Source organism: Streptomyces sp. NPDC059917, from assembly GCF_042730635.1.
In the GTDB taxonomy this organism is placed as follows: Bacteria; Actinomycetota; Actinomycetes; order Streptomycetales; family Streptomycetaceae; genus Streptomyces.
Genome location: NZ_JBHWLC010000103.1, coordinates 1 through 26547, shown reverse-complemented (window position 1 = coordinate 26547; position 26547 = coordinate 1). Strand labels below are relative to the sequence as shown.

The window sequence follows — 26547 nt, the reverse complement described above, 5'->3', positions numbered from 1 at the left end:
GGTGGGCTCGTTTTTTTTATTACCCCCCCGCTTTTGGGAGGGCCGCCCAACCCCCGCCGCCCGTCCTCTTTCGTGTGCGTACCGGGGTCAGGCGCGGGCGGTCGCGTCGTCCTCGTCGTCCGGGAGGCGCAGGACGCGCTCCAGGAAGAGGGCCGCGGCGACCACCGCGACGCCGGCCAGGACCGAGAAGCCCGCGTAGTAGGCCTGCTCGCGGCGGGCGGGCACGTCCAGGCCGTCCGCCAGGAGGAAGACCCCCACACCGCCGTACATGCCCGCCACGAGGGCCGCCACCAGCGCGCTGGCCTGCCCGAAGACGACCGCGCGGGCCGCCATCAGGGGATCCACGCCCTTGGCGCCCGGTCGGCGCTCGCGCTGGGCCTTGAGGCGGCCGCGCAGCGAGAGGGCCGTGGCGCACAGCACGGCGGCGATCACGGCGAGGACGACCGGGGCGGCCAGCGGCACCCCCGGCAGGGTCCCGTAGGCGTTCCACAGCCTGGCGCCGGCCCAGGACAGCACCCCGGCGACGGCGAAGATGCCCGCCAGGACGGCCGGCCTCAATTGCTTCACGTGCCCGTTCCCCGCTTTCTCAGCCAACAGCAGTGAACAGGCTAACGACTACTCCGGCAGGTGGAGTTCCAGGTCGGGGCGCGCCGTGACGCCGTCCAGACCGATTCCCGCCAGCAGTCCGGCGACCGGACCGCGCCCGGCGATCTCGGCCTCGGGGTCGACGTCCTGCCAGGGGGCCAGGACGAAGGCCCGCAGGTGCGCCCGCGGGTGGGGGAGGGTGAGCGCCGGGTCGTCGGAGACCACGTCGGCGTACGCGACGATGTCGACGTCGATCGTGCGCGGCCCCCAGCGCTCCTCGCGGACCCGGTCGAAGGCCTCTTCGATGGCGTGTCCGCGTTCGAGCAGGGAGGACGGCGGCAGCGTGGTCTTCACCCGGACCACGGCGTTGAAGTAGGACGGCTGGGAGCCGGGCTCGACGCCCCAGGGCTCCGTCTCGTACACGGTGGAGACGCCCTTGACCCGGAGGCCCGGGGTGTCGCCGAGGGCGTCGATGGCGCCCTGGAGGGTCTCCAGGCGGTTGCCGAGGTTCGCGCCGAGCGCGATGACGGCCCAGCGGGGGTTGGAGAGCGTGACGTCCGCCGCGTCCACCGTCTCGACGACGGAGGCGGGGACCGGCTGTACGGTCGGGTCGCTCTGTGCGTTCAGTCCGTTGTTCATGCGCGGCTCCGGGTGATCGTGATGGTCACGTCGTCGAAGGGGACGGTGATCGGCGCGTCGGGTTTGTGCACGACGACCTCCACCTGCGCGACGGCGTCGTGCTTGAGGCAGCGCTGGGCGATCCGCTCGGCGAGGGTCTCGATCAGGTCGACCGGCTCGCCCTGGACCACCTCCACGACCTCCTCGGCCACGACGCCGTAGTGCACGGTCTTGGCCAGGTCGTCGTCCGAGGCGGCCGGCCGGGTGTCGATGTGGAGCACCAGGTCGACGATGAAGGTCTGGCCTTCCTCGCGTTCCCGGGGGAAGACGCCGTGGTGTCCGCGAGCCTTGAGGCCGCGCAGCGCGATGCGATCCACGCGAATCACTCCTGCTTTCGTAGGTGCTGCCGTCCGGGACTCCCCGGGGCATGGGCCTGAGCCGAGTGCGGTCGGCGTCGTCCGGCTTCGAATTTACCTGCGATAAAAGGCAAACCGTGCCGACGGGGTCAGGAAGGGTCCTCGTCCTCGTCCTCGTCGGAGTCCGTGAGCACCGGAGAACCGTGGTGGGACCACAGCCGCCAGCCCTCCGATGTGCGACGGAACACATTCGTGGCGACGACCAGCTGTCCCACGAGGGGGCCCAGCTCGCCGCCGTCCTCGGCGGGCCCGCCGCTGAGGATGTTCTCGGTGCAGGTGACCACGGCCGTATCGGCTATCACGGCCACCTTGGTGTCGGTCAGGAAGAACTGGATGTACTCGGTGTGGCTCATGATCAGGGCGTACGAGCGCAGGACCTCGCCGCGGCCCGCCAGTACCGGCCAGCCCGGGTGGACGCAGGAGATCTCGTCCTCCAGCCACAGGGCCGAGAGCGCGTCGAAGTCCCCCTGCTCCATCGCCTCGTAGAAGGCCGTGTTGACCTCTTCGACCGCTTCGATGTCGGTACGGCTCACCGTGCCCCTTCCCCTGCGGGTCCGCCCGCCGTGCTGATCACTGCGCGGATCACAGTGCCCCTTCCACGGCGCGGGCCACCCGAACCGCGTCCGCCGTCGCCCGTACCTCGTGGACCCGCACCGCCCAGGCGCCCTCGTGGGCCGCGATGGCGGAGACGGCCGCGGTGGCCGCGTCCCGCTCGCGGGCGGGCGGGGGAGCGGACCGGGCGCCCGCCAGCACCCGGCCGAGGAACCGCTTGCGGGAGGCCGCGACCAGCAGCGGGAAGCCCAGCGCGCGCAGCTCGGGGAGGTGCGCGACGAGCGCCAGGTCGTGCTCGGCGTTCTTGGCGAAGCCCAGACCGGGGTCCACGAGGAGCCGCCCGGGGGCGATCCCGCCCTCGATGACGGCGTCGATCCGCGTCCGCAGCTCGGCGGTGACCTCGGCGACGACGTCGTCGTACACGGCGAGGCCGTTCATGCCGTCGCTGAAGCCGCGCCAGTGCATGACCACGAAGGGCACCTCGGCGGCCGCGACGGCCGCGATCATGCCGGGGTCGGCCAAACCGCCGCTCACGTCGTTGACCAGCACCGCGCCCGCCTCGACGGCCCGAGCGGCCACGGCGGCGCGCATGGTGTCGACGGACACGGAGACGCCCTCGGAGGCCAGGCCGCGCACCACGGGGACGACCCGGCGCAGCTCCTCCTCCTCGTCGACCCGGCTCGCACCGGGCCGGGTGGACTCGCCGCCGACGTCCACGAGGTCGGCGCCCTGGACCACCAGGTCCAGCCCGCGCTTGACGGCCGCGGTGGTGTCGAACCAGCGTCCGCCGTCGGAGAAGGAGTCGGGGGTGACGTTGACGACGCCCATGACCCCGCAGCGGTCCCAGTCGGGCAGACCTGTGACCGAGCCCCGGGCGGCGGCCCCGCGCTTGTTGTTCATAGGTCCAGGGTAGAGCTGCCCTGCGGATGACAGGGCCCCGGTGCCTGTCGGCTGCCGGGGCCCTGGTGTTCGTACGCGGGTGCGCACCGCGGTTACGCCGCCTGGACCTTGCGGTCCGCCTGGGAGGGCACGGTGGCGTCGTGGTCGTGCGCGCAGGTGCGGACCGGCTTCGGGCGCCGGCGGGCGGCGAAGAGGCGCGGCAGGGCCACCGTCACGAAGCCTTCCGCCTGCATCACGGCGAAGCCGATGCGGGGCAGGTCGCGGCTGCTGCGGTAGACCATGAAGCGCGGCTCCCAGCGGGGCCGGAACTTCTCGTTGAACTTGTACAGCGACTCGATCTGGAACCAGCGCGAGAGGAACACCAGCAGCCCGCGCCACATGCGCAGGACCGGGCCGGCGCCGATCTTCTCGCCGCGGGCGAGCGCCGCGCGGAACATCGCGAAGTTCAGCGAGACCTTCTCGATGCCCAGCCCGGGCGAGGCCTCCAGGGAGGCCACGATGAGCAGCTCGTTCATGCCGGGGTCGGCGGCGCGGTCGCGGCGCATCATCTCCAGCGACATGCCGTCCTTGCCCCACGGGACGAAGTGGAGGACGGCCTTGAGGTCGCCGTACGGGCTGGTCTCGCCCTCCTGGACGCGGTGGGCGGTGGCGATGAAGCAGTCGCCGTCGCCCGGGTCCCCGACCCGGCCCAGGGCCATGGAGAAGCCGCGCTCGGTGTCGGTGCCGCGCCAGGCCTCCGCGGCGCCGCGCACCTGCTCCAGCTCGTCCTCGGTCAGCTCGCTGACGCGCCGGACCTTGGTCGTGTAGCCGTTGCGCTCGATGCGCTTGACCATCTGGCGGACGTTGCGCATCGCGCGGCCGGAGAGGGAGAAGTCTTTGACGTCGACGATCGCCTCGTCGCCCAGCTCCAGGGCGTCCAGACCGGTCTCGCGGGTCCACACCTCGCCGCCGGTCTCGGAGCAGCCGACGACGGCCGGGGTCCAGGAGTGGGCCTTGGCCTCCTCCATGAACCGCTCGATCGCGCCGGGCCAGGCCTCGACGTCCCCTATGGGGTCGCCGGAGGCGAGCATCACGCTGGAGACGACGCGGTAGGTGACGGCGGCCTTGCCGCTGGGGGAGAAGACGACGGCCTTGTCGCGGCGGAGCGCGAAGTGGCCGAGCGAGTCGCGGCCGCCGTGCTTGGTGAGCAGCTCGCGCAGCTTGGTCTCGTCGTCCTCGGTGAGCCGCGCGGCCGGGTGCTCGGGGCGGAAGGCGAGGTACATGGTGGTCAGCGCGGTCAGCATGCCGAGCGCGCCGAGGGAGTAGCCGACGGTCCAGGACACCCGGCCGGCGTAGTCGACGGGACCCTCGAAGCCGAAGATGCCGTAGACGACGTGGGTGATCTGCTCGTACAGGCTCGGGTCGCCGACGACCTTGCCCGGGTGCGAGTTCACGATGACCAGGCCGAGGCCGATCGAGCCCGCGCTCATCAGGACGAAGTTCGCGAGGGCCTTCCAGCGGCTGCGCGGGTCCGGCAGCGCCTTGAATTCACCCTGGTGGCGCAGCAGCAGCGCGAGGAGCGCCGCGGCGAGCAGCACGCCGACGATCGAGTGCCGGTAGGTGAACTGCGCGACCGCGCCCGCGGGCAGCAGGACGACCGCGGCCCGCCAGGCCCGGCGCTTGCGGCGCTTGAGGCCGTGCGCGAGCAGGAGGAGCAGCACGCCCGCGCTGATCGCGAGGGCGGCGGCGAAGGGGCCGAGCGATCCGGGGATCACCTCGGTGAAGGCATGGATCCTGCTGTGCCGAAAGCGCGGGAAGACACCGGCGATGATGTCGAGGAAACCGACGATCATGACGGCCGTGCCTACCAGCCCGGGTACGGCCTCCGGTCGTGGCCCGCGAAGGATTCGGCGGACCCGACTCGGAACCTGTCCCGACTTATCGCCATCTATCCTGCTAGACATCGCTTCCCGTTGCTCCGCGAGAGATCATTGACCGAAGGCCCTGACAGCCTTCGGAGTGTGGTGCGTCCAGTAGGACGACGCGAAGGGGGAGCGGGTTCACTCCTTCTTCGGAAAAACTCGTCCTGCCACTCAGAAAGACGGCTTACTGCTCATGGGTCTCACCAGCAATCTGGTTCTGGCGCTGGCCATCATCGCCGGTGTGCTGCTGTTCGCGGCAACGGTCTGGTTCTGGCCGCGCCTCTCGGGCCGCACGTTCCGTGCGTACACGGGTCGCATCGCGCTCCTGCTCGCGACGCAGCTGGCGCTGTTCTCCGCAGTCGGCCTCGCGGCCAACAAGTCCTTCCTCTTCTACGGATCCTGGGCCGACCTCTTCGGCCAGGAGACCACGATGGGCAAGGTCGTCGACCACTCGATGAGCAGCAAGGACATCAAGGTCGTCGACAAGCAGAAGCTCGACGTCCCCGGGGGTGGCCGCCCGGCCGTCGGCGGGCAGATCCTGAAGGTCTCGATAGCGGGTGAGAAGTCGAAGATAACGAGCCCGGGCTACGTCTGGCTGCCGCCGGAGTACTTCCAGCCGCAGCACGCGAAGTCCAACTTTCCGGCCGGGATCGTCCTGACCGGCTACCCGGGCACGGCGGAGAACCTGATCAAAGGGCTGAACTACCCGATGACGGCCTTCAAGCAGGCCAAGGCGGGCAAGATGAAGCCGATGATCCTGGTCATGCTCCGCCCGACCGTCGCCCCGCCGCGCGACACCGAGTGCGTGGACATCCCGGGCGGTCCGCAGACCGAGACCTTCTTCGCGCAGGACCTGCCGCAGGCGATCCAGTCGACCTTCCGGGTCGGCAAGAAGGCCGAGAACATGGCCTTCATCGGCAACTCGACGGGCGGCTACTGCGCCCTGAAGATCGCCGCGCACCACCCGAAGACCTTCGGTACGGCCGTGGGCCTGTCCGCCTACTACGAGGCCCCGAACGACCCGACCACCGGTGACCTCTTCCACGGCGACGCCAAGCTCAAGGACCGCGCCGACGTGCTGAAGAGCCTGGCGGCCAAGCCGCCGACGGGCACGTCGTTCCTGGTCACCAGCAGTGAGAAGGGCGAGCCGAACCTCGGCGACACCCGCAAGTTCATCAAGGGCGTCAAGAGCCCGGACCGGGTCTCCTCGATCATCCTCGACAGCGGCGGCCACAACTTCAACACCTGGCGCCGCGAGATCGCCCCGATGATGGTGTGGCTGAGCGGCCGGGTCCAGGCCTGAGCCCGACCGCCGGCCGTGCGCGGCAGCGGTGAGCAGGGGTGGACCAGCAGTGCGCAGACCCGTGACCGGCCCGATGTGGCCGGTCACACGTCTGTGCGGGGCCGGTCGCGGGGCTGCTTGCGGGGCCGCTCGCACGTCCTCGCGGCCCGCCGGGCTCAGGCCCCCTGGAACTCCGCCCGGCGCAGTGCCCGGTGCACGCCCTCCGGAGTGAGCACGCCGACCAGCGCGCCGGACGCCGGATCCGTGACCCCGATCCGGCCCGAGTCCTCCTGGAGCAGCGCCGCCAGTGCCTCGCGCAGCGTCGCCCCCAGCGCCACCGACGCGGCGGGCTCGCCGTGCCCGTCCGCCGGGGCCAGGTCGGCCGCCGCGATCGCGGTCACCGCGAGCCGCTTGAGCCCCCGGTCGTTGCCCACGAAGCGGGCGACGTACTCCGTGGCGGGCGCGCCCAGCACGGCGGCCGGGCTCGCGAACTGCTCGATGGTGCCCTGGCCGTAGACGGCGATGCGGTCGCCGAGCCGGATCGCCTCCTCCAGGTCGTGCGTGACCAGCAGGATCGTCTTGTGCACGGACTTCTGCAGGGCCAGCAGGTCGTTCTGGAGCCGCTCGCGGACCACCGGGTCCACCGCGCCGAACGGCTCGTCCATCAGCAGCACCGGCGGATCGGCGGCGAGCGCCCGGGCCACGCCCACGCGCTGGCGCTGACCGCCCGACAGCTGCTGCGGGTAGCGGCCCCCGTAGGTGGCCGGATCCAGCCCCACCAGTTCGAGCAGCTCGGCCGCCCGGGCGCGGGCCTTCGCCTTCGGCGTGCCCACCAGCTGGGGAACGGTCGCGGTGTTCTCCAGCACCGTCTTGTGCGGGAAGAGGCCGACCTGCTGGATGACGTAGCCGATCCGGCGGCGCAGTTCGACGGGGTCGGCGGCCGCGATGTCCTCGCCCTTCAACAGGATCCGGCCGTCGGTCGGCTCGATCAGCCGGTTGACCATCTTCATCGTGGTCGTCTTGCCGCAGCCGGACGGGCCGACGAGGGTGACCAGCTCGCCCTCGGCCACCTCGAAGGACAGGTCCTCCACCGCGGTCGTTCCGTCGGGGTAACGCTTGGTCACATGCTCGAATCGGATCACCGCTCCATCTTTCCTCAACCGGGGGCGGGTTTTGTAAAGGGAGTGTTGCCCCGTTGCGAATGATTCCGGCCGTTGTCGGTGGCTGGGGTTATGGTCGCTGTACACGCGTTCGGCGAGCGGATCGGTGACGGGGGGTGAGCGCCATGGCCGGGCAGAACTGCCTGGTGGCGAACGACTGGATCTGTTGGGACTACGTCACTTCCCGCAGCCAGGAGCTGACCGACGCCACCCTGGAGCACGTCTGGATCACCGTGGTCTCCGTCCTCATCGGCGTCGCGGTCTCCGTACCGCTGGCCCTGCTGGCCCGTCGGGGCCGGCGTTGGGCCGCGCCGGTGCTGGGCCTGACCACCCTGCTCTACACGATCCCCTCGCTCGCCATGTTCTCGCTGCTGCTGCCCCTCTTCGGGCTGTCGGCCTCCCTCGTCGTGACCGGCCTGGTGCTCTACTCGCTGACGATCCTCGTCCGCAATGTCCTGGCCGGGCTGGAAGGCGTGCCGGAGGAGGTCCGCGAGGCGGCGCGCGGCATGGGGTACGGGCCGACCCGGCTGCTGTGGCAGGTCGAACTGCCGCTCGCGCTCCCGGCCCTGCTCGCGGGGGTCCGTATCGCCACGGTCTCGACGGTCGCGCTCACCACGGTCGGTTCGATCGTCGGCAAGGGCGGCCTCGGCAATCTGATCGCGCCCGCGGTCAACAGCTCCTTCAAGGCCCAGGTGCTCACGGCCTCCGTGCTGTGCGTGCTGCTCGCCCTGGTGGCGGACCTGTTGCTGCTCGGCGTGCAGCGGCTGGTCACCCCGTGGACCCGCGCCGTGCAGGAGGGCTGAGCCGATGGGAGTGCTGGCGGACGCCTGGGACTGGCTGGCGAACGGCGCCAACTGGTCCGGGGAGAGCGGTGTCTGGCACCGGCTCGCGGAGCACGCCTTCGTGAGCGGGGTGGCCCTCGCCCTGGCCTGCGCGGTGGCCCTGCCGATCGGGCTGTGGCTCGGCCACCTCGGCAAGGGCGGCGCCCTCGCCGTCAACGTGTCCAACGTCGGTCGGGCCGTTCCGGTCTTCGCCGTCCTCGCGCTGTTCATGGTCTCGCCGCTGCGCAGCGCGGGCTACGTCCCGACGATCATCGCGCTGGTGCTGTTCGCCGTGCCGCCCCTGCTCACCAATGCCTACGTCGGCATGCGGGAGGTGGACCGCGCGGTGGTGGAGGCGGCCCGGGGCATGGGCATGTCGGGCCGTCAGCTCTTCCTGCGGGTGGAACTGCCGCTCGCGCGCCCCCTGGTGATGACCGGTCTGCGCTCGGCGGCCGTCCAGGTCATCGCGACCGCGACGATCGCGGCCATGGTCGGCCAGGGCGGTCTGGGCCGCATCATCACGGCCGGGTTCAACACCTTCAACACCCCGCAGGTCATCGCGGGGGCCCTGCTGGTGGCGGCGCTCGCCCTGGTGGTGGAGGGGGCGCTGGTGGCCGTGGACCGGCTGCTGTGGCGTTCCGGGGCGCCGGCCCGCTGACCTCGTCTTCTCGTTCGTCCGTCCTCATTCCTGCTTCTCGACTCCTGAACGGAGCAACCATGGGCAAGACCACGCGCATCCTCGGCGCGACACTGGGTGCGGTGGCCCTCACCGCTTCGCTCTCCGCGTGCGGCGGTGACAGCCTGGAGAAGACGAAGGACGGCGGTTCCGCGTCCTCTTCCTCCTCCGACTCCTCGTCCTCCGGGGGCAAGGGCAAGCTGGTGATCGGCGCGGCCGGGTTCACCGAGTCGAACGTGCTGGCCGAGCTGTACGCGCAGGTCCTCAAGGACGCGGGGTACGGCACCTCGATCACCACGGTCAACAACCGCGAGCTGTACGAGCCGTCGCTGGAGAAGGGCGAGATCGACGTCGTCCCGGAGTACGCGGCGACCCTCGCGGAGTTCCTCAACGCCAAGGTGAACGGCTCCAAGGCGCCCGAGGACAAGCCGGTCGCCTCCAGCGACGTGACCGCCACGGTCGCGGCCCTGGAGAAGCTCGCGGGCCCGCTCGGGCTCAAGGTGCTCCCGGCCGGCGCCGCGGTCGACCAGAACGCCTTCGCGGTGACCAAGGAATTCGCGCAGAAGAACAACCTCAAGTCCCTTTCCGACCTGGGTAAGTCCGGACTGAAGGTGAAGATCGCGGCGAGCGACGAATGCACCGTCCGCCCGTTCTGCGCCGTGGGATTGAAGAAGACATACGGAATCGACATTTCCGGTATTGACCCCAAGGGCGTCGGCACCCCGCAGTCCAAGCAGGCCGTCAAGGACGGCGTCGACCAGCTCGTGCTCACCACGACCACCGACGCCACCCTCGACAGCTACGGCCTGGTGCTGCTGGAGGACGACAAGAAGCTCCAGAACGCCGACAACGTCCTGCCCGTGGTCAACGCCAAGGACGCCGGAACGCCGGAGGTCGCGGCCGCCCTCGACAAGCTCACCAAGGTGCTCACGACGGCCGATCTGGTCGATCTGAACCGCAAGGTGGACGCCGAGCGCGCCAAGCCCGCGGACGTCGCGAAGGCCTATCTGGAGTCGAAGGGACTGCTCAAGAAGTAACCCGGGAGCGGCCAAGGAGACGCGGGTCGCGAGCAGTTACGCGATTGATGGGCAAATGACGGGTAACTGCCCGGGAACAGATTGCCGGGCGGTTACCCCATGAGCCCCCTACGCCCTGTAAATTTCAGGCCATGCCCCGTGGACGCCACCGCAATCCCGAACCCCTGCACCGGTTGCTCACGCCGACGACCCTCGCAGGTGCCTCGATCACCAGCGCGGGCGTGGCCTGGCTGCTCGCGGAACCCGTGGCGCTACGGCTGCTCGTGGCCTTCGCGGGCGCGGCCGGAGTCACCGCCGCCGTCGTCATGCGCGCCTGGGACCGGGCGGCCGGTCGGCGGGTCGCGGAGCTGACCCGCGACCGGGTCAAGGACGAGTGGCGCACCGACGAGCGGATAGCCGAGCTGGAGTCCGACCTGGAGGAATCGCGCGCGCTGCGCACCAGGCTGGACGCCAAGCTGCGGGCCAAGCGGGTCGAACTGGCGGGCCTGCGGGGCGAGCACGCGGCGCTCCTGCGCCGGTACGCGACCGCCGAGACCGAGCGCGCGAGCGCCCTGGAAGGCCGGCGCCTGCTGGCCATCGAGGCCGCCGCGGCCCCGGCGGTCGCACCGAAGGTGCTCCCGGCGGTCTCCGAGGAGCGCACCGCGAGCGGCGCGCCCACCCCGGTCGGCTACGCCCGGGCCAACGCGGCCCTGGGCGCCCTCGCCCGCAAGGCGGAGGCCGAGGAGGCCGACCGGCCCGAGGTGCCGAAGCCCGGGGCGCGGACCGCCGGTCCGACCGCCCCCGCCGCACCGGGCGCGGTGGCGCCCGGCACCCAAGTGGAAGCCGCACGGGGAGCGGAAGCGGAATCCGGCGCCACCGGCGCCTCCGGCGTTGCCGCCGCCCCCGCCCGACAGCAGGCCGCCCCGCGGCAGCCGGTCGCGCGACCGGCCGCCCCGCAGCAGGCCGCCCCGCACACCCGGCCCGGCCCGACCGCCGCGGTCCCGGCCCGGCGGCTCGCGGCCACCGTGGCCCCCTACGCCGCGCAGCGCCGTACGGTCTCCCGGGTCGAGGGCGGCTTCGACTTCTTCGGCACCAAGACCGCGGCCCAGGCCCGCGCCGTGATCGAGGCGGTGCAGAACGAGGACCTCGCCGACGTCGTGGGAGCCGAGGTGCTGGCCGCGCACAAGGCCGAGTCGGTGGCGGACGCGGGCCAGGCGGAGTTCAAGCCCTCCACCCCCGAACTGCGCGCCGTGGGCCAGGTCATCGACCTGACCGCGCACGACGAGACCGAGCCGATCGACGTCGCGCAGCTGCGCACCGCGATCTCCTAGTCCCCGCCCCGGCCCGGTCCCGGTCAGCGGCCGAGCGCGTCGAACCAGCGGACCACCTGGGGGGCGGAGCGCACCGCCGTGCCCCGGTGGTCCGTCCCCGCACCCTGGTCCACCACCGGGGCGCGGACCCCGTGGCGCGCGAGGTCGGCGGCGCAGGAGCGGGCGTTGGCGATCGGCACGTCCCGGTCGCCGGCCGCGGCGTAGAGCCGCACGGGCGCGGCGGGCTTCCAGTCGCAGGCGTCGTCGTTCGCCGCGATCGCCGCCGCGAAGGCGCCGCTCGGGTGCCTGACCTGCTCGGCCCAGGCCGGGGTGAGCAGCTCGTCCAGGGTGGCCGGCAGCCCGGCGACCACCTCCTCCTCGGTGTGGCCGCCGTCGAACAGGCCCTCCAGGGTGCTCGCGTACGGGGCCTTGAACACCTCGGCGGGGTCCGCGTACAGCCGGTGCAGCTTGTTCTGCGCGGTCAGGTAGTAGGACAGGTAGAAGACGCCGGTCAGCGGGTCGATGCGGCCGTCGGTGAGCCCGGGCAGCTCCGCTCCGGCGATGTCGTACGGACCGGCCATCGGAGCCAGGCCGCGCAGCCGGAAGCCGGTCCGGACCGAGGACAGCTCGCGGCCCAGGGCCATCGCGACCTGGCCGCCCTGCGAGAAGCCGGTCGCGTACACGTCGCCGGTCAGCGGGCGCCCCAGCCGGTCCGCGGCCGTGCGGGCCGCCCGGAGCATGTCGAGCCCGGCGCTGACCCCGGACTTCGTGTCCATGTAGGGGTGGCCGCCGCTCCCGCCGCCCAGGCCCAGGTAGTCGGGCGCGGCGACCGCCCGCCCGGCGGCGGCGTGCAGGTAGGGGGTGATCCGGCCGAAGTCGCCGGAGCCCGAGGGGGCGTCGTCCCGGAAGACCGTGGTGCCGTGCGTGTCGGAGACCAGGTCGAGGCGGTGCGGGCCGCCGCGCGGCAGCACCAGGAGCCCGGTGGCGGTGGTCGGTCGGCCCTGGGGCGTGATCGTCGCGTAGGTCAGGCGGTAGGCGCCGACCCCGTGGCGGACGGTGTCGGAGCCGATCCCGATGGTCCCGACGTACGCGGCGACCTGGTCGCGGGTCAGTTCGGCGAGGGGGGTGACGGAGATCAGGGTGCCGCGGGCACCGGTGGGCGCGGCCGTCGCGGCGGTCGGGGCGGCGGGGGTCGTGGCGGCGAGGGCCGCCGGAGCCGCGACGCCCCCCAGCACGGCGGCCAGGGCCACGGCGGCGGCGCCGCGTCGCAGCCACGGATTCTTCGCTCTCTTCGCTCTCTGCGTCGTCATGCGTCGAAGCTATTTCCACCGCCCGCGCGTCGACATCCGGGCGGCCCCCGGTCCCGGTCGGGGGCTTGCCCCCGCCCGGTCACCCTCAGAACAGGGGGAGTTGCCCCGGATGCTCCGCGAGCACGAACCCGTCGAGCGTCGGCGCCGACGCGCCCAGCACCACGCGCGCCCGCGAGCCCGGGCAGGAGACCAGCTCGCCGCGGCCGCCCGGGGGATCGTGGCGGGCGATCCGACCGGCGGTCACGGCGCAGTCGCGTCCGCAGGTGGGGCAGGCGCGGCGGGGTGAGTGGGACATGGCCCCAGTCTGCCCCCTCGCACCGACATCGCCCTCCCCCGCGGCCGCCGCGCGCCTACGCCTCCTGCTGCTGCTTCTCCCCGCGGTCCACCGGGGCGGTCGCCCGCGCCCACAGCGCGGCCCGGTCCGCCGCGTCCAGGTCGTCCAGCTCCCGCCCGAAGACCGCGGCCAGCACCTCGAAGAACTCCTCGGGGGTGGCCAGCTCCCGCTTGACCGGCTCCGTGTGCGCCTCGACCCGGCTCAGGGTGCGCCCGCGCAGCACGTCCATCCCGGTCGCGTCCCGGCGCAGCGCGGCCAGCGTCCGGACGAAGCCGGAGTCGGCGGCGGTGGTGAGCCGGACGTGCTCGGCCGCGAAGTCCGCCATCGTCGCCGTGGCCGAGCGGAAGTTCATCACGGGGAAGGGCCCGCCCACGTTCTCGAAGCTCCAGCCCGCGCCGTTCTTCAAGGGGGTGAGGGAGTAGTCGAAGCCGCCCTGCGTCCAGCGGCCCTCGCGCAGCGGGAGCGGCTCGTACGGCCCGTCGCCGAGCCCGGTGTCCACGAAGAACGCCCCGCCGCCCACCCGGACGCTCAGCGCGAGGTGGTTGCCGCTGACCTTCCGGGCGGCGCGGTCGTCGTACACGCCGCCGACGTGCCGGGCGACCTCGTAGCCGAGCGCCTCCAGGAGCAGGGCGAAGGCGCCGTTGAGGTGGAAGCAGTAGCCGCCGCGCCCGGCGGCCAGTCGGCGCGCGGAGCCCTCGGGGTCGATGCCGGGCGGCCGTCCGAGCTGGATGTCCAGGTTCTCGTAGGGGACGCGCTCGACGTGGGCGCGGTGCAGCGCGAAGAGCGCGTCGACGCCGGGCGGCCCCGGCTCGTCGATGCCGAGCCGCCGCAGGTACGCGCCCACCACTGCTGGGCTCAGGCCGGAGGTCATGGCCCCCAGCCTGCTGGCTCGCCCTCTGCTTGTCGATCAGACTTTCGGACCAGGACCGGGGCCGCGACTACTTGTCGATGTCACCGACGACGAAGAAGAGCGAGCCGAGGATGGCCACCATGTCCGCGACCAACTGCCCCGGCAGCAGGACGGCCAGGGCCTGGATGTTGTTGAAGGACGCCGAGCGCAGCTTCAGCCGGTACGGGGTCTTCTCGCCCTTGGAGACGAGGTAGTAGCCGTTGATCCCGAGCGGGTTCTCGGTCCAGGCGTACGTCTCGCCCTCCGGCGCCTTGAGCACCTTCGGCAGGCGCTGGTTGACCGGGCCGGGCGGCAGCTCCTCCATCCGGTCCAGGCAGGCCACCGCGAGGTCCAGCGCGTTGTGGGTCTGGTCCAGCAGGCACTCGAACCGGGCCAGGCAGTCGCCCTCGGTCCGGGTGATCACCTTGAGGACGTCCTGGAGCTCGCCGTAGGCGAGGTAGGGCTCGTCGCGGCGCAGGTCGAAGTCCACGCCCGAGGCGCGGGCGATCGGCCCGGAGACGCCGTACGCGTGCACCGCCTCCGCCGACAGGACGCCGACCCCGCGGGTCCGGCCGCGGAAGATCTCGTTCCCGTGGACCAGGTCGTCGTACACGTGCATGCGCGAGCGGACGTCCGCGATCGCGGCCCGGGCCCGGCCGAGCCAGCCCGCCGGGAGGTCCTCCTTGAGGCCGCCGACCCGGTTGAACATGTAGTGCATCCGGCCGCCGGAGATCTCCTCCATGACCGCCTGGAGCTCCTCGCGCTCGCGGAACGCGTGGAAGATCGGGGTGATCCCGCCGAGCTCCAGGGGGTAGGACCCGAGGAACATCAGGTGGTTCAGCACCCGGTTCAGCTCGGCGAGCAGCGTGCGCATCCACACCGCGCGCTCGGGCACCTCCATGCCGAGCATCCGCTCGACGCCCATGACCACGCCCAGCTCGTTCGAGAACGCGGACAGCCAGTCGTGGCGGTTCGCGAGCATCACGATCTGGCGGTAGTCCCGCGCCTCGAAGAGCTTCTCGGCGCCGCGGTGCATGTAACCGACCACGGGCTCGGCGGAGATGATCCGCTCGCCGTCCAGGACGATGCGCAGGCGCAGCACGCCGTGCGTGGAAGGGTGCTGGGGGCCGATGTTGAGCACCATGTCGGTGCTTTCCGCCGCCCCGCCGATGCCGACCGTGGTCTCCGTCATGGGCGCATTCTCGCAGCCGAAGGGGGTGGCTTGTCGATCGGGCCGGGCGCCACCGGCCCGGCCCGATCGACGGGCCGCGCCCCTAGGGTGGGGGGATGGAAACGGGGACGACGCGGGAAACGAGCGGGCCCGAGTGGGTGGGGCTGCCGCGAGGGCTGCTCTCCCTCCGGCGGCTGCTGCTGGTGATCTGGTTCGGGCTGCTCGCCGTCGCCACGGGCGTTCTGCTCGGGCTGCTGGTCGGGCCCGCGTGGGCGGCGTTCGCGCTGGTCTGGATAGCGGCGACGGGCTGGTGCTGGGTGCTGCTCGGGCGCAACTGGCGGTCCTGGAAGTACGCCGAGCGCGCCGACGACCTGCTGATCAGCCGCGGGGTGATGTGGCGGCAGGAGACGGTGGTCCCCTACGGGCGGATGCAGCTGGTCGAGGTGACCTCGGGGCCGCTGGAACGCCGCTTCGGGCTGGCGTCCGTACAGCTGCACACGGCGGCCGCGACCACCGACGCGACCATCCCCGGGCTGGACCCGCGGGAGGCGGAACGGCTGCGCGACCGGCTGACCGAGCTCGGCGAGGCAAGGTCGGCGGGTCTGTGACGCCGCCCGTCGAGCGCCGGCTGCACCCCTTCACCCCGCTGCGCCGCGCCTGGGTGCCGCTCGGCGGCATCGGCGGCGTGATGGTCCAGCAGGGCGAGCGCGCGCAGGAGTGGGCCGCGGACGCCGCCCACGACCTCGGCAGTGGGCTCGGGGTGCTCGTGGTGCTGGCGGTGGTCGCCGCGGCGGGCCTCTACGGCTTCTTGAGCTGGCGCTTCACCTATTACGCCGTCACGCCGACGGAGCTGCGCATCCGCACCGGGCTCTTCTTCCGGCGCACCGCGCACATCCGGCTCGACCGCTTGCAGGCCGTCGACGTCACCCGGCCCCTGCTGGCCCGGATCGCCGGGGTCGCGAAGCTCAAGCTCGACGTCATCGGCACGGACGACAAGGACGAGCTGGCCTTCCTGTCCGAGAAGGAGGCCGTGGCGCTGCGGGCCGAGCTGCTGGCGCGGGCGGCCGGTTTCGCACCGGAGGAGGCGGCGGAGGTCGGCGAGGCGCCGGTCCGCGAACTGCTGCGGCTGCCGACCCGGCAGCTGGTGGAGTCCCTGCTGCTGAGCATGGGCGTGTGGGCCGCGATCGCGGGCGGGCTGGTGGCGCCGGCCGTGGTGTTCTGGCTCAGCTCCAACCTGTGGGCGGCGGTCGTCACCCTGGTGCCGTTGCTGGGCACGGTGTGGGGGCGCAGCCTCGGTCGGTTCCTGGCCGAGTACGACTGGACGGTGGCCGAATCGCCCGACGGCCTGCGGCTGGACCACGGGCTCGCGGACCGGGCGCACGAGACGGTGCCGCCGGGGCGGGTGCAGACCGTGCGCATCGTGGAACCGCTGCTGTGGCGGCGGCGGGACTGGGTACGGGTGGAGCTGGCGGTGGCCGGGTCGAAGAACGACGTCCTGGTGCCGGTGGCGCCGCGGGCGGCGGCGTACGCGGTGGTCGCGCGGGTGCTGCCGGGGGTGGACCTGAACGGGCTGGAGTTCTCGCCCGCTCCGCGCGGGGCGCGGTGGGTGGTGCCGGTGTGGTGGAAGGGGTACGGCCTCGCGGTCACCCCGGAGGTCTTCGTGGCCCGGCACGGGAGGCTGTGCCGGCGTACGGAGATCGTGCCGCACGCGAAGGTGCAGAGCGTGCGGCTGACGCAGGGGCCGTGGTCCCGGGCGTGCGGGGTGGCCGACGTGCACGTGGACACGGGGGCGAACGCGATGGTGACGGCGCGGCTGCGGGGTGCCGCCGGGGCGGCCGCCCTCCTGGCCGCCCAGGCCGTCCGCTCCCGCACCTCCCGCGCCACGTCCCGCCCGGACCGCTGGATGACCTGACCCGCCTCAGCCCCGCCGGGGGTGCCTCCGGCGGCGCCTCAAACGCCGGCGGGGCTGGATGTGGCCGGGGTGGTGCCCTTTGTGCCGACGGCTGTGCCCGCGGGGCGGATGTGGCTGGGCCATTTCAGCCCCGCCGGCGTTTGAGGCGCCCCCGGAGGGGAGTCGGACCGTTGGGCGAGTGCGTGCCCGGTCCCCCCGGTGGGCGGGGTTACGGGGTCGGGCCGCCGCCGGCGCGGACCAGGCCCGATTCGTAGGCCAGGACGACGACCTGGACCCGGTCGCGGAGGTTCAGCTTCGTCAGGATGCGGCCCACGTGGGTCTTGACCGTGGCCTCCGACAGGACCAACCGCGCCGCGATCTCCCCGTTCGACAACCCCTGCGCCACCAACAGCATGACCTCCCGCTCGCGCTCGGTCAGCCGCTCGACGTCCTTGTTCTGCGGCTCGGCCGAGGTGGTCGGCAGCATCGGGGCGAAGCGGTCCAGGAGCCGCCGCGTGGTCGACGGCGCGACCACCGCGTCACCGGAGTGCACCGAACGGATCGCCGCCAGCAGCTCCGCCGGCGGCACGTCCTTCAACATGAAGCCGCTCGCACCGGCCTTCAACCCCGAGAAGGCGTACTCGTCGAGGTCGAAGGTGGTCAGGATGATCACCTTGGGGTGCTCGTCCGGCTCGCAGATCCGACGGGTCGCCTCGACCCCGTCGAGCTTCGGCATGCGGACGTCCATGAGGACCACGTCCACCTTCGTGGCCCGCAGCACCTCCAGCGCCTCCAGCCCGTTGCCGGCCTCGGCCACCACTTCCATGTCCGGCTGGGCGGCGAGCACCATCCGGAAACCGGTGCGCAGCAGCACCTGGTCGTCGACGAGCATCACGCGGATGGACATCAGTTACCTCGTCCTCATCGTCATCTTCGGCACCGTCGCCGTCACTTCTTGAGCGGGAGCAGCGCGCTGATCCGGAAGCCGCCGCCGGGCCGCGGCCCCGCGTCCAGGGTTCCGCCGACCATACCGACCCGCTCGCGCATGCCGATCAGGCCGTGCCCGGCGCCGTCCGCGCCGCCGTCCTCGTACAGCTCGTGGGCCGCGCCGCGTCCGGTGTCCTCGACGAGCAGGCCGAGCCCGTCGTCGAAGTAGACCAGCCGGACGCTCGCGCTGGCATCGGGTCCGCCGTGCTTGCGGGTGTTGGTGAGGGCTTCCTGGACGATCCGGTACGCCGTCAGCTCGACGCCGGTCGGCAGCGGGCGCGGGGCACCCTCGACCTTGAAGTCGACGGTGAGTCCGGCCGTACGGACCTGCTCGACCAGCACCTCGATCTGTTCGACGTCGGGCTGCGGCACGTAGTCCTCGGACTCCTGCGGTTCGCCGGTGCGCAGGACGCCGAGTAGGCGGCGCATCTCGGCGAGTGCCTGGCGGCCGGTGCCGGAGATCGTCTGGAGGGCTTCCTTGGCCTGTTCGGGGGCGACGTCCATGACGTAGGCGGCGCCGTCGGCCTGGACCACCATCACCGACACGTTGTGGGCGACGACGTCGTGGAGCTCGCGGGCGATCCGGGCGCGCTCGGCGGCCACGGCGATCTTGGCCTGGGCGGCGCGTTCGCCCTCCAGGCGTTGGTTGCGCTCGATCAGCTGGGCGTAGTAGGCCCGCCGGGTGCGCAGGGAGTCGCCGAGCACCCAGGCCAGCGCGAAGGGCACGATCAGCATGAGGACGAAGAAGACGTCGGCGTAGACGTCGTTCTTGTCGACGCCCCAGCGCAGCCCGGTGACGGGGGAGGCGAGCAGCCCGAGGCCGAGCGCGGTCCGGGAGATCCAGCGCGGCACGTCCCCGGCGGCGACGGTGTAGACGATCACCAGCATGGCCAGGTTGGCCAGGTTGGGCTGGGAGCCGGTGGCCAGCTGGTAGGCGCCCGTACCGACGGTGAGCCACAGCATGGGGACGGTCCACCTGCGGCGCAGGGACACGACCGCGCACAGCGCGAACACGGTCGGGGCGGCGATCAGCCGCTCGCGCGTCGTGTTGTAGCTCCCGGCGACCTGCAGCATGGCCATCCCGAAGAGGAGGACAGCCCAGAAGCTGTCGACGCCCGTCGGGTGTCTGCGGAGGAAATCGTAGAGGCGCTGCACGTAACCCAGAGTAGGGACAGTGGATAGGTGCTGGAGTCAACCACAGGTGCGATCCGTGCGTGGGAGGTGTACTCCCGAAGGTGGAGGCGGCCTTAGCCTTTGCGTCGTGGGAACTCAGGGTGAAGGCATCGGTACGCGCGGGGGCGAGGGCGCGGGGCCGGTGCGGTGGCGGGTCGCGATGGAGGCCGCGTTGTACGGCCCCGGCGGTTTCTACGTCCGTCCGGGCGGCCGGGGTCCCGCCGGGCACTTCCGCACCTCCGTGCACGCCTCCCCGCTGTACGCGGCCGCCGTGGCCCGGCTGCTGTCGTGGGTGGACGCGGAGCTGGGGCGTCCGGAGCGGTTGGACCTGGTCGACGTGGGCGCCGGGCGCGGCGAGCTGCTGACCGGGGTGCTGCGGGCGCTGGAGCCGCGGGTGGCGGCGCGGGTGCGGGCGTACGCGGTGGAGCGGGCCGGTGAGCCGGAGGGACTCGACCCGCGGATCCGGTGGGTGGCCGAGCCGCCCACCGGGGTGAGCGGGCTGCTCTTCGCCAACGAGTGGCTCGACAACGTCCCGCTGGACGTGGCGCGGGACGGCCGGTACGTGCTGGTGGCCCCCGACGGTACGGAGTCCCCCGGCGGCCCGCTGGAGCCGGCGGACCGGGAGTGGCTGGAGCGGTGGTGGCCCGCGGAGCCGGGGGCGGGCGGCCGGGCCGAGATCGGTCGGCCCCGGGACGAGGCCTGGGCGGCGGCCGTGGCCGGGCTGGAACGCGGCCTGGCGGTGGCGGTGGACTACGCGCACGCCCGGGAGGCGCGGCCGCCCTTCGGCACGCTGACCGGTTTCCGCGCGGGACGGGAGGTGCCTCCCGTCCCGGACGGCTCCGCCGACGTCACCGCGCACGTCGCGCTGGACGCCTGCGCGGGTCCGGGGGCGGTCCTGCTGACCCAGCGCGCGGCCCTGGCCGCGCTCGGGGTCTCGGGGGCCCGTCCGCCGCTGTCGCTGGCCTCGACGGATCCGGCGGGGTACGTCCGGGCTCTCGCGGCGGCGGGGGAGGCGGCGGAGCTGACGTCCCGTGGGGGCCTGGGCGACTTCGGGTGGCTGGTCCAGCCGGTGGGCCTCGCGGCCTGGCCGGGGTGAATCCGCCTGGGCCCTGTCCGGTCCGGCCGCTGCGCGGGGCGTTCCCCCAGCCGCCCCTTCCCGAATCCGGGCTCCGCCCGGACCCGGTCCTCGATCGCCGGACGGGCTGAGAATCCAGCCTCGCCGGCGATCGAGCCCCGGGAGGGTTACTCCGTCACGCCGTCGTGGCCCGCGTGGAGGCCGCCACCGCTGCCCTGGCCGTTGGTGGGCTGGGACGCGACCGGCTGGGCCAGCGGCGCCAGGTCGTAGGCGTAGTGGCCGACGGCGTTGGCGATGACGTCGACGTTGATGTCGAGCGCCTTCTGGTCGATGTTGGTGATGTCGTCACCCTTGCCGTGGTAGTTCACGTCGTAGGCGACCCCGGCGGTCCCGCCGAACTTCGCGGCCTGCTCCGGCGTCTTGATGCCCTCGGCGCCGGTGAAGGTGCCGCCGGAGGGGATGCCGACCGCGATGAAGGGGCCGTAGTCCGAGCGGCCGGAGAAGTCCGTGCCCTCGTGGGGGACCTTCTTGGAGTCGAGGAAGTCGGTGATCCCCTTCTCCAGCTGGGCCGAGCCCGCCGGGCCGGGGCCCGCGCCGGTGGCGTCCGAGTCGTCGCCGTCGTAGACGAAGTACGCGGAGTTCGGCGAGGCGATCATGTCGAAGTTCAGGTAGAGCTTGATCTGCTTCTGCTGCTCGGGGGTGAGCGAGGCGACGTAGGCCTCGGAGCCGAGGAGGCCGTACTCCTCCGCCGACCACCAGGCGAACTTCACCTTGTTCTTGATCTTCGACTGGCTGCTCGCGAGTCGCTGCGCGACCTGGAGGATGCCGGCCGAGCCGGAGCCGTTGTCGTTGATGCCGGGGCCCGCCGCGACCGAGTCGAGGTGCGCGCCGAGGAAGACGGTGTTGTTCGCGTCGCCGCCCTTGGTCTCCGCGACGACGTTGTAGGTCTTGCGGTTCTCGCGCAGCTCGCGCACGTCCAGGGTGACCTCGACCGGAGCGCTCGCCAGGTCGGCGACGAGCTTCTCGCCGTCCGCCTGGGTGATGCCGCCGGTGGGGATCTTGCCCACGTTCGGGTCGCCCAGGGTGCCGTTCAGCCCGCCCTCGGTGTTGTTGTAGATGATCGCGCCGACCGCGCCGGCCGCGGCCGCGTTGGTCTGCTTGACGGCGAAGGTGCAGCCGCCGCGCTTGACCAGCGCGATCTTGCCGGTGAAGGCGCCCGCGGCGAAGTCGCCGGGCTCGCAGCCGTTGGTGCCGTCCGCGTCGACCGGTGCGGCGGCCAGCTGGGCGGTCACGCCGCCCGCGGGGCTGTTGGCCGTGTAGGTCATCAGGTGGATCGGGACGTCGTGGGGCGCGGCGCCGTTCACCTTCAGGCTCTGGGCGACGGCCTCGACGTACACGAAGTCGAACTCGTTCTTCGTGACCGTGTACCCGGCCGCCTTGAGGACCTGGCTGATGTAGGTGGCCGACTGCTCGTGGCCCTTCGAACCGGCCACCCGGGTGCCGTTGTTGTAGTCCGCGATGGACTGCAACACCTTCAGGTGGTTGTAGGCCCCCTTGCCCGTCGCCTCGGCGACCAACTTCTTGGCCAGTGCGTCACCCTGCGCGGCGTCGCTGACCGGGTTGGAGGCGGTGGCTCCGGCCGGTCCCGCGAGGAGCAGGGGCGAGACGAGCGCTGCGGCCGCCAGGGCGGCGGTGGCTGCGGCTATACGGCGTGAGGGCATGCAGAAGTCCTTTCACGACAAGCGGGGCAGACGGGTAATCAGGCAGGCAGAAGCCTCTGGTGGAGCTGTGAAGAAGCTGTGTGGCTGATGCGACGCACGTTAGGCAGCAAAGAGCCGCTATGGCCAGAGTTTTCGCCGATTCCGGTTTATGAATTCCGTATATCGGTACGTCGATACGGGCCCGGCCGACGAATTTCGGCCAGTCCCGGACACCTCGTCCGACCAGGTGTTACCGCAGGATCCCCTCGATGAAATCCGCACCGATCCGGGACACCGTGGCCAGATCCAACTCGTGTTGTACGTAGCGCCCTTGACGCCGCGTCCGCAGCAGCCCGGCCTTCTTCAGCACGGACAGATGGCGCGACACCTCGGGCGCGGATATCCCGTACACGGTGGCCAGTTCGCTCGTCGTATACGAGGCCCGTGCCAGGCTCCGGCACAGCCGCATCCGCATCGGATGGGCCAGTGCCTCCATCCGCCGCTGGAGCAGTTCCACCGATCCCGGGGAAGAGGTGAGTTCGGCCGAACCGATCGGATAGTGGACCACCGGACGCCAGCCCGGCGCGTGCAGCACCAGCAGGTGCGGCCAGCCGAAGTTGGTCGGGATGAAGACCAGCCCGGTCCCGGCCCGCGTATCGGTCGCCGTCGCCGAACCGTGGACCATCTTGTCCACGGTGACCGTCGTCCCGGCCGGGTCCAGGCTCAGCGCCGCCGAGACCTCCTTGAGCGCGACGGCCAGCCCCTTGTGCCGCAGCACCTCCGCCTTGTGCCGGGCGTCCGCGCTCTGGCGCGGCTCGATCCGCCGCCAGGTGTCGGCGAAGAACGCCTCGTCGCAGTCCTCCAGCAGCCGCCGCAGCCACACCCGGACCCCCGTCGGGTCGTCCAGCAGCCGCAGCGAGAACTCCAGCTGGCGCGGGCCGCGCGCGGCGGCCGTCTCCAGCGCCTTCGCCCGGGCCGCCGGGTCGGTCAGCGGCGACACCGCGGTGCCCTCGTTGTAGAGCGACAGCCAGCAGTGCTCCAGGGCGGCCAGCACGAACCGCTCGTCGTCCATCCGGTCGAGCACGTCCAGCTCCTCGGCGAGCGTCGCCGCCGGCAGCCCGGTGCCCCCGGGCACCCCCGCGAAGGGCATGAAGACGTCCGCGAAGGAGCTGCGCCACATGAAGTCGCCCTCCAGCAGCCGGTCGGCCAGGCACGGGTCCAGCGAGGCGGTGGTGGCGGTGGTCCAGGAGTGCAGCCCCGGGTGGTGGGCGGGCTGCGAGAGCGCGTGCAGCGCCATGCACAGCTCGGCCAGTGGCGAGGGCGCGAAGGAGATGCGCTCGGTGGGCAGGCCGGCGATGTCGATGGTGACGCTCATATGTCCATTCTGGCCGGTCAGCGGAGGTATCGGCCGCCCTGCGCACGCCGACTGTGGGCCGATTGACGGCACGCGTCAATCGTCGGGCGCGATGCGGCCGATCGGGTGAGGGTGAGGGACATGACCGCCACCGAGCAGTACCTCCTCGACACCTTCCGGGCCACCCAGCACCGCACCCCGATGCCGCCCGAGCCCGGCCGCCACGACCTCGCCGAGCTGCGCGCCGTCCGGGACCGCGCCCGCTTCCGGGCCGTACTCGACGGCCGGGCCGCCCGCCACCCGTGGCGCGCGGCCCTGGGCCGCACGACGGACCGGCTGCTGGACCGCCTCGCGCCGGGCCGCCCGCGCCGCGGGACGACCTGCTGAGCCCGGGCGGCCCGGGACCGCCGACGGCCCGGGCTCCCCGGCGCGGGCGGGGGAGGGGGGATCAGCCCTTGCCGAGCCCCTCGATCCGCTCCACGAAACCGCGCACCGCGTCCCGGACGTCCTGCTCCGTCCAGGACAGCCCGTCCTGGGCGACCGTCAGCTCCGCCAGCGCCGTCCCGGGCGGGCCCTCCGCCCACCAGCGGCCGAAGAGCTGGGTCCCCGTCTCCTCCGCCAGCCGCACCGACGCCTCCGTCAGCGCGTCCGCGTCGTACGCCGCCCACACGTGGAACTGGTGCGTCACCGGCACCTCCGGCTGGATCCGCACCCACGGCAGCCCGGAGGCGTCGAAGCCCTCCCGCAGCGCCCGCGCGACCACCTTGGCGTGCGCCACGTACGACGGCAGCTTCGGCAGCTCCCGCTCCAGCCCGGCCAGCGCGCTCAGCACCTGCGGGTACTGCCGGTAGACCTGGCCGCCGTAGCGGTGGCGCCAGATCCGCGCCTCCTCGATCAGCGTGCGCGGCCCGGCCAGCACCGCCCCGCTCAGCCCGCCCAGCGACTTGTAGAAGGAGACGTACACGCTGTCGGCGAGCGCCGCGATCTCCGGCAGCGTCCGGCCGAAGTGGACGGTGGTCTCCCACAGCCGCGCCCCGTCGAAGTGGATGACCGCGTCCCGCTCCCGGCCCGCCGCGACCAGCTCCTCCAGCTCCTCCCACGTGGGCAGCAGGAACCCCGGATCGCGCAGCGGCAGCTCCACCATCAGCGTGCCGAAGGGCTCCGGGTGCTCGCGCACCTCCGCGGCCGTCGGCTGGCGCGGCTCCGTCGTCGGGTACACCGTGCGCAGCCCCGACACGACGGGCAGCGCGGCGTCCTCGTGCCGCTCGGGGTGGCTGCGCGGGTGGAGGGCCACCACCGGATTGCCCGTACGGCCCGCCCAGCAGCGCAGCGCGATCTGCTGGGCCATCGTCCCGGACGGGAAGTACGCCGCGTCCTCCAGGCCCAGCAGCTCCGCGACCCGCCGTTCCAGCTCCGCGACCACCCCGTTGCCGTAGGTGTCGGGCTCCTCGTCCAGGTCCCGGCCCAGCAGCGCGGGCAGTGCGGCGAGCTCCGCCAGCTGCTCCGCGACGGTCTGCTCCGCGCCGCCGCGCGAAAGCCTGCGCCGCGCGCCCCGCCAGGCGTCCCGCCGGCGCTGGTGCTGCGCCGCGTCCTCGTCCGTGTCGTATGCCATGGCCCGATCCTGCCCGATCCCGTCCGGCGGGCGGCGGGCCGGACGGCCTCCGGCGGCAGGGCCTACGATGGCGGCGTATCGTCCGGTACCCCCCGCGGACTGGAACGGAAGAAGGCTCGCCCCGCGTGAACACACCCCATCAGACGGAGTTCCGGGATCCGTCCGACCGCCCCGCCCGGCTCAGCGTCGGTGTCGTCGGCGCCGGCCGCGTCGGCCCGGCCCTGGCCCGCGCGCTCCAGCAGGCCGGACACCGGCCCGTGGCCGTCTCCGGCGTCTCCGACGCCTCCCGTCGGCGCGCGGCGGAGCTGCTGCCCGACGTGCCGCTCGTCCCGCCCGGCGAGGTCCTCGCCCGCGCGGACCTGGTCCTGCTGACCGTTCCCGACGACACGCTGCCCGCGCTCGTCGAGGGCCTCGCCGAGACCGGCGCGATCCGCCCCGGACAGCTGCTCGTGCACACCTCCGGGCGCTACGGGACGGCCGTACTGGACCCCGCGCGCCGCGCCGGGGCCCTGCCGCTCGCCCTGCACCCCGCGATGACCTTCACCGGGACCATGGTCGACGTCCAGCGACTGGCCGGCTGCTCCTTCGGGGTGACCGCGCCCGGCGAGCTGCGGCTGGCCGCCGAGGCCCTGGTCATCGAGATGGGCGGCGAGCCCGAGTGGATCGCGGAGGAGTCCCGTCCGCTCTACCACGCCGCCCTCGCCCTCGGTGCGAACCACCTGGTCACCCTGGTGGCCCAAGCCATGGAACTGCTGCGCACGGCCGGAGTCGAGCACCCCGACCGGATGCTCGGCCCGCTGCTCGGCGCGGCCCTGGACAACGCCCTGCGCTCCGGCGACGCGGCGCTGACCGGCCCGGTCGCCCGCGGTGACGCCGGTACCGTCGCCGCCCACGTCGCCGAGCTGCGCAAGCACGCGCCCGGCACCGTCGCGGGCTACCTCGCCATGGCCCGCACCACCGCCGACCGGGCCCTCGCCCACGGCCTGCTCAAGCCGGAACTGGCCGAGGACCTGCTCGGCGTGCTCGGGCAGGACGCCGAGCAGCCGCTCGGCCCCGACGCCCGGGACGACCTGGGAGGGGACCCCCGATGACGGAGCTGCTGTCCACCGCCGGGGAGCTGTACGCGCTGCCCCGCGTCCAGGACGCCCCGCGCGTCGTGGTCATGACCATGGGAGCCCTGCACGAGGGCCACGCCACCTTGATCCGCACCGCGCGCGAGCGCGCCGGAACGGCCGGCCAGGTCGTCGTCACCGTCTTCGTCAACCCGCTCCAGTTCGGGGCGAACGAGGACCTCGACCGCTACCCCCGCACCCTCGACGCCGACCTGGAGATCGCCGCGGCGGCCGGCGCCGACGCGGTCTTCGCCCCGGCCGCCGACGAGGTCTACCCGGGCGGCGCGCCGCAGGTGCGGATCAGCGCGGGCCCCATGGGCACCCTGCTGGAGGGCGCCACCCGCCCCGGCCACTTCGACGGGATGCTGACCGTCGTCGCGAAGCTGCTCCACCTCACCCGCCCCGACGCCGCGCTCTTCGGGCAGAAGGACGCGCAGCAACTCGCGCTGATCCGGCGCATGGTGACGGACCTGAACTTCCCGGTCGAGGTGGTCGGCGTACCGACCGTCCGCGAGGCCGACGGACTCGCCCTCTCCAGCCGCAACCGCTACCTCTCGGACCCCGAGCGCCGCACCGCCCTCGCGCTGTCCCGCGCGCTGGCCGCGGGCCGCGACCGGCTCGCCGCCCAGGCCGCGCTGCGCGAGCGCGCCGAGGCCGGCGCCATCCTCTTCGGCACCATGGACTCCTGGGTCATCTGGAACC

Annotated in this window: 27 protein-coding genes; 11 read left to right on the top strand and 16 right to left on the bottom strand. The window is 72.8% G+C overall.

From position 1 onward, the window contains the following. Positions 1 to 87: 87 nt before the first annotated feature. The 6 genes from ACFWAR_RS35465 to ACFWAR_RS35440 all read right to left on the bottom strand — a co-directional run bounded on the left by ACFWAR_RS35465 (position 88) and on the right by ACFWAR_RS35440 (position 5014). The gene (locus tag ACFWAR_RS35465) at positions 88 to 567 is read right to left on the bottom strand and encodes a DUF3180 domain-containing protein (protein ID WP_354380612.1); all 480 of its coding nucleotides are present in this window, start codon (positions 565 to 567) and stop codon (positions 88 to 90) included. A gap of 48 nt (positions 568 to 615) precedes the next feature. Continuing rightward, on the bottom strand, positions 616 to 1224 hold the full coding sequence (gene folK, locus ACFWAR_RS35460) for a 2-amino-4-hydroxy-6-hydroxymethyldihydropteridine diphosphokinase (protein WP_385786574.1): 609 nt from the start codon (positions 1222 to 1224) through the stop codon (positions 616 to 618). Beyond that, positions 1221 to 1580, bottom strand: a complete 360-nt coding sequence (gene folB, locus ACFWAR_RS35455; protein WP_354380610.1) for a dihydroneopterin aldolase — start codon at positions 1578 to 1580, stop codon at positions 1221 to 1223. The genes folK and folB overlap by 4 nt, the downstream gene beginning before the upstream one ends. Positions 1581 to 1708: 128 nt before the next feature. After that, positions 1709 to 2152 (bottom strand): nuclear transport factor 2 family protein, encoded by a 444-nt coding sequence (locus tag ACFWAR_RS35450; protein WP_385786570.1) that lies wholly within the window; start codon positions 2150 to 2152, stop codon positions 1709 to 1711. A 49-nt stretch (positions 2153 to 2201) separates the two neighbouring features. Further along, a complete protein-coding gene (folP, locus tag ACFWAR_RS35445) occupies positions 2202 to 3071 on the bottom strand; it encodes a dihydropteroate synthase (protein WP_385786567.1) in 870 nt (289 codons plus the stop codon). Positions 3072 to 3163: 92 nt separating this feature from the next. Continuing rightward, complete coding sequence (locus tag ACFWAR_RS35440; protein WP_385786564.1) at positions 3164 to 5014, bottom strand: phosphatidylglycerol lysyltransferase domain-containing protein; 1851 nt, start codon at positions 5012 to 5014, stop codon at positions 3164 to 3166. 151 nt (positions 5015 to 5165) lie between these two features. Here ACFWAR_RS35440 and ACFWAR_RS35435 point away from each other — a divergent pair, with 151 nt between their 5' ends. After that, positions 5166 to 6275, top strand: coding sequence for an alpha/beta hydrolase (locus tag ACFWAR_RS35435; RefSeq protein WP_385786561.1), 1110 nt, complete (start codon positions 5166 to 5168; stop codon positions 6273 to 6275). 155 nt (positions 6276 to 6430) lie between these two features. On the opposite strand, the gene ACFWAR_RS35430 is transcribed toward ACFWAR_RS35435, so the two are convergent. After that, a complete protein-coding gene (locus tag ACFWAR_RS35430) occupies positions 6431 to 7396 on the bottom strand; it encodes an ABC transporter ATP-binding protein (protein ID WP_385786558.1) in 966 nt (321 codons plus the stop codon). Between the two features lie 143 nt (positions 7397 to 7539). Between ACFWAR_RS35430 and ACFWAR_RS35425 the strand changes: the two genes are divergently transcribed. From ACFWAR_RS35425 to ACFWAR_RS35410, 4 genes are all read left to right on the top strand, one after another. Beyond that, a complete protein-coding gene (locus tag ACFWAR_RS35425) occupies positions 7540 to 8217 on the top strand; it encodes an ABC transporter permease (protein ID WP_385786555.1) in 678 nt (225 codons plus the stop codon). Positions 8218 to 8221: 4 nt separating this feature from the next. Continuing rightward, positions 8222 to 8893 carry an ABC transporter permease gene (locus ACFWAR_RS35420; protein ID WP_385786553.1) on the top strand — a complete coding sequence of 224 codons (672 nt, stop codon included), beginning with the start codon at positions 8222 to 8224 and terminating at the stop codon, positions 8891 to 8893. 59 nt (positions 8894 to 8952) lie between these two features. Continuing rightward, on the top strand, positions 8953 to 9948 hold the full coding sequence (locus ACFWAR_RS35415; RefSeq protein WP_385786551.1) for an ABC transporter substrate-binding protein: 996 nt from the start codon (positions 8953 to 8955) through the stop codon (positions 9946 to 9948). A 131-nt stretch (positions 9949 to 10079) separates the two neighbouring features. After that, positions 10080 to 11258, top strand: coding sequence for a hypothetical protein (locus ACFWAR_RS35410; RefSeq protein ID WP_385786548.1), 1179 nt, complete (start codon positions 10080 to 10082; stop codon positions 11256 to 11258). Positions 11259 to 11281: 23 nt separating this feature from the next. On the opposite strand, the gene ACFWAR_RS35405 is transcribed toward ACFWAR_RS35410, so the two are convergent. From ACFWAR_RS35405 to ACFWAR_RS35390, 4 genes are all read right to left on the bottom strand, one after another. Further along, positions 11282 to 12547 (bottom strand): alpha/beta hydrolase, encoded by a 1266-nt coding sequence (locus ACFWAR_RS35405; protein ID WP_385786545.1) that lies wholly within the window; start codon positions 12545 to 12547, stop codon positions 11282 to 11284. Between the two features lie 85 nt (positions 12548 to 12632). Further along, positions 12633 to 12842, bottom strand: coding sequence for a hypothetical protein (locus tag ACFWAR_RS35400; protein WP_354380599.1), 210 nt, complete (start codon positions 12840 to 12842; stop codon positions 12633 to 12635). 55 nt (positions 12843 to 12897) lie between these two features. Beyond that, positions 12898 to 13752 carry an arylamine N-acetyltransferase gene (locus tag ACFWAR_RS35395; protein ID WP_385786541.1) on the bottom strand — a complete coding sequence of 285 codons (855 nt, stop codon included), beginning with the start codon at positions 13750 to 13752 and terminating at the stop codon, positions 12898 to 12900. A 67-nt stretch (positions 13753 to 13819) separates the two neighbouring features. Next, entirely contained in the window at positions 13820 to 14962 is a 1143-nt protein-coding gene (locus ACFWAR_RS35390) for an NADH-quinone oxidoreductase subunit D (RefSeq protein WP_385786538.1), read from the bottom strand. Between the two features lie 95 nt (positions 14963 to 15057). Here ACFWAR_RS35390 and ACFWAR_RS35385 point away from each other — a divergent pair, with 95 nt between their 5' ends. Further along, positions 15058 to 15549, top strand: coding sequence for a PH domain-containing protein (locus tag ACFWAR_RS35385; RefSeq protein ID WP_385786535.1), 492 nt, complete (start codon positions 15058 to 15060; stop codon positions 15547 to 15549). Beyond that, complete coding sequence (locus ACFWAR_RS35380; protein ID WP_385786533.1) at positions 15546 to 16853, top strand: PH domain-containing protein; 1308 nt, start codon at positions 15546 to 15548, stop codon at positions 16851 to 16853. The genes ACFWAR_RS35385 and ACFWAR_RS35380 overlap by 4 nt, the downstream gene beginning before the upstream one ends. Before the next feature lie 208 nt (positions 16854 to 17061). Here ACFWAR_RS35380 and ACFWAR_RS35375 read toward each other — a convergent pair whose 3' ends face one another. Together ACFWAR_RS35375 and ACFWAR_RS35370 are read right to left on the bottom strand one after the other, a co-directional pair. Beyond that, entirely contained in the window at positions 17062 to 17739 is a 678-nt protein-coding gene (locus ACFWAR_RS35375; RefSeq protein ID WP_385786531.1) for a response regulator, read from the bottom strand. Positions 17740 to 17780: 41 nt separating this feature from the next. Then, complete coding sequence (locus ACFWAR_RS35370; protein ID WP_385786529.1) at positions 17781 to 18974, bottom strand: sensor histidine kinase; 1194 nt, start codon at positions 18972 to 18974, stop codon at positions 17781 to 17783. A 178-nt stretch (positions 18975 to 19152) separates the two neighbouring features. Here ACFWAR_RS35370 and ACFWAR_RS35365 point away from each other — a divergent pair, with 178 nt between their 5' ends. Next, positions 19153 to 20088: an SAM-dependent methyltransferase gene (locus tag ACFWAR_RS35365; protein ID WP_385786577.1), complete on the top strand. Its 936-nt coding sequence runs from the start codon at positions 19153 to 19155 to the stop codon at positions 20086 to 20088. Between the two features lie 146 nt (positions 20089 to 20234). On the opposite strand, the gene ACFWAR_RS35360 is transcribed toward ACFWAR_RS35365, so the two are convergent. Together ACFWAR_RS35360 and ACFWAR_RS35355 are read right to left on the bottom strand one after the other, a co-directional pair. After that, on the bottom strand, positions 20235 to 21788 hold the full coding sequence (locus ACFWAR_RS35360) for a M28 family metallopeptidase (RefSeq protein WP_385786527.1): 1554 nt from the start codon (positions 21786 to 21788) through the stop codon (positions 20235 to 20237). 229 nt (positions 21789 to 22017) lie between these two features. After that, entirely contained in the window at positions 22018 to 23142 is a 1125-nt protein-coding gene (locus ACFWAR_RS35355; RefSeq protein WP_385786524.1) for a DUF5937 family protein, read from the bottom strand. 120 nt (positions 23143 to 23262) lie between these two features. On the opposite strand from ACFWAR_RS35355, the gene ACFWAR_RS35350 reads away from it, so the two are divergent. Next, complete coding sequence (locus ACFWAR_RS35350; protein ID WP_385786521.1) at positions 23263 to 23508, top strand: hypothetical protein; 246 nt, start codon at positions 23263 to 23265, stop codon at positions 23506 to 23508. 61 nt (positions 23509 to 23569) lie between these two features. Here ACFWAR_RS35350 and ACFWAR_RS35345 read toward each other — a convergent pair whose 3' ends face one another. Beyond that, complete coding sequence (locus tag ACFWAR_RS35345; RefSeq protein WP_385786518.1) at positions 23570 to 24733, bottom strand: threonine aldolase family protein; 1164 nt, start codon at positions 24731 to 24733, stop codon at positions 23570 to 23572. A 125-nt stretch (positions 24734 to 24858) separates the two neighbouring features. Here ACFWAR_RS35345 and ACFWAR_RS35340 point away from each other — a divergent pair, with 125 nt between their 5' ends. Next, positions 24859 to 25824 (top strand): Rossmann-like and DUF2520 domain-containing protein, encoded by a 966-nt coding sequence (locus ACFWAR_RS35340; RefSeq protein ID WP_385786515.1) that lies wholly within the window; start codon positions 24859 to 24861, stop codon positions 25822 to 25824. After that, positions 25821 to 26547: pantoate--beta-alanine ligase (panC, locus tag ACFWAR_RS35335; protein ID WP_385786512.1), on the top strand; the 727-nt coding region annotated here is incomplete at its 3' end. The genes ACFWAR_RS35340 and panC, both read left to right, overlap by 4 nt.

What these genes read in the sequence shown, in the direction of transcription:
- ACFWAR_RS35390 (WP_385786538.1), bottom strand. Translation starts at nt 14,962, where the DNA reads ATGACGGAGACCACGGTCGGCATCGGCGGGGCGGCGGAAAGCACCGAC.
- ACFWAR_RS35420 (WP_385786553.1), top strand. Translation starts at nt 8,222, where the DNA reads ATGGGAGTGCTGGCGGACGCCTGGGACTGGCTGGCGAACGGCGCCAAC.
- ACFWAR_RS35350 (WP_385786521.1), top strand. Translation starts at nt 23,263, where the DNA reads ATGACCGCCACCGAGCAGTACCTCCTCGACACCTTCCGGGCCACCCAG.
- ACFWAR_RS35415 (WP_385786551.1), top strand. Translation starts at nt 8,953, where the DNA reads ATGGGCAAGACCACGCGCATCCTCGGCGCGACACTGGGTGCGGTGGCC.
- ACFWAR_RS35440 (WP_385786564.1), bottom strand. Translation starts at nt 5,014, where the DNA reads ATGTCTAGCAGGATAGATGGCGATAAGTCGGGACAGGTTCCGAGTCGG.
- ACFWAR_RS35405 (WP_385786545.1), bottom strand. Translation starts at nt 12,547, where the DNA reads ATGACGACGCAGAGAGCGAAGAGAGCGAAGAATCCGTGGCTGCGACGC.
- folP (WP_385786567.1), bottom strand. Translation starts at nt 3,071, where the DNA reads ATGAACAACAAGCGCGGGGCCGCCGCCCGGGGCTCGGTCACAGGTCTG.
- ACFWAR_RS35435 (WP_385786561.1), top strand. Translation starts at nt 5,166, where the DNA reads ATGGGTCTCACCAGCAATCTGGTTCTGGCGCTGGCCATCATCGCCGGT.
- ACFWAR_RS35360 (WP_385786527.1), bottom strand. Translation starts at nt 21,788, where the DNA reads ATGCCCTCACGCCGTATAGCCGCAGCCACCGCCGCCCTGGCGGCCGCA.
- ACFWAR_RS35425 (WP_385786555.1), top strand. Translation starts at nt 7,540, where the DNA reads ATGGCCGGGCAGAACTGCCTGGTGGCGAACGACTGGATCTGTTGGGAC.
- ACFWAR_RS35400 (WP_354380599.1), bottom strand. Translation starts at nt 12,842, where the DNA reads ATGTCCCACTCACCCCGCCGCGCCTGCCCCACCTGCGGACGCGACTGC.
- ACFWAR_RS35365 (WP_385786577.1), top strand. Translation starts at nt 19,153, where the DNA reads ATGGAGGCCGCGTTGTACGGCCCCGGCGGTTTCTACGTCCGTCCGGGC.
- folK (WP_385786574.1), bottom strand. Translation starts at nt 1,224, where the DNA reads ATGAACAACGGACTGAACGCACAGAGCGACCCGACCGTACAGCCGGTC.
- ACFWAR_RS35395 (WP_385786541.1), bottom strand. Translation starts at nt 13,752, where the DNA reads ATGACCTCCGGCCTGAGCCCAGCAGTGGTGGGCGCGTACCTGCGGCGG.
- ACFWAR_RS35375 (WP_385786531.1), bottom strand. Translation starts at nt 17,739, where the DNA reads ATGTCCATCCGCGTGATGCTCGTCGACGACCAGGTGCTGCTGCGCACC.
- ACFWAR_RS35345 (WP_385786518.1), bottom strand. Translation starts at nt 24,733, where the DNA reads ATGGCATACGACACGGACGAGGACGCGGCGCAGCACCAGCGCCGGCGG.
- ACFWAR_RS35410 (WP_385786548.1), top strand. Translation starts at nt 10,080, where the DNA reads ATGCCCCGTGGACGCCACCGCAATCCCGAACCCCTGCACCGGTTGCTC.
- ACFWAR_RS35385 (WP_385786535.1), top strand. Translation starts at nt 15,058, where the DNA reads ATGGAAACGGGGACGACGCGGGAAACGAGCGGGCCCGAGTGGGTGGGG.
- ACFWAR_RS35355 (WP_385786524.1), bottom strand. Translation starts at nt 23,142, where the DNA reads ATGAGCGTCACCATCGACATCGCCGGCCTGCCCACCGAGCGCATCTCC.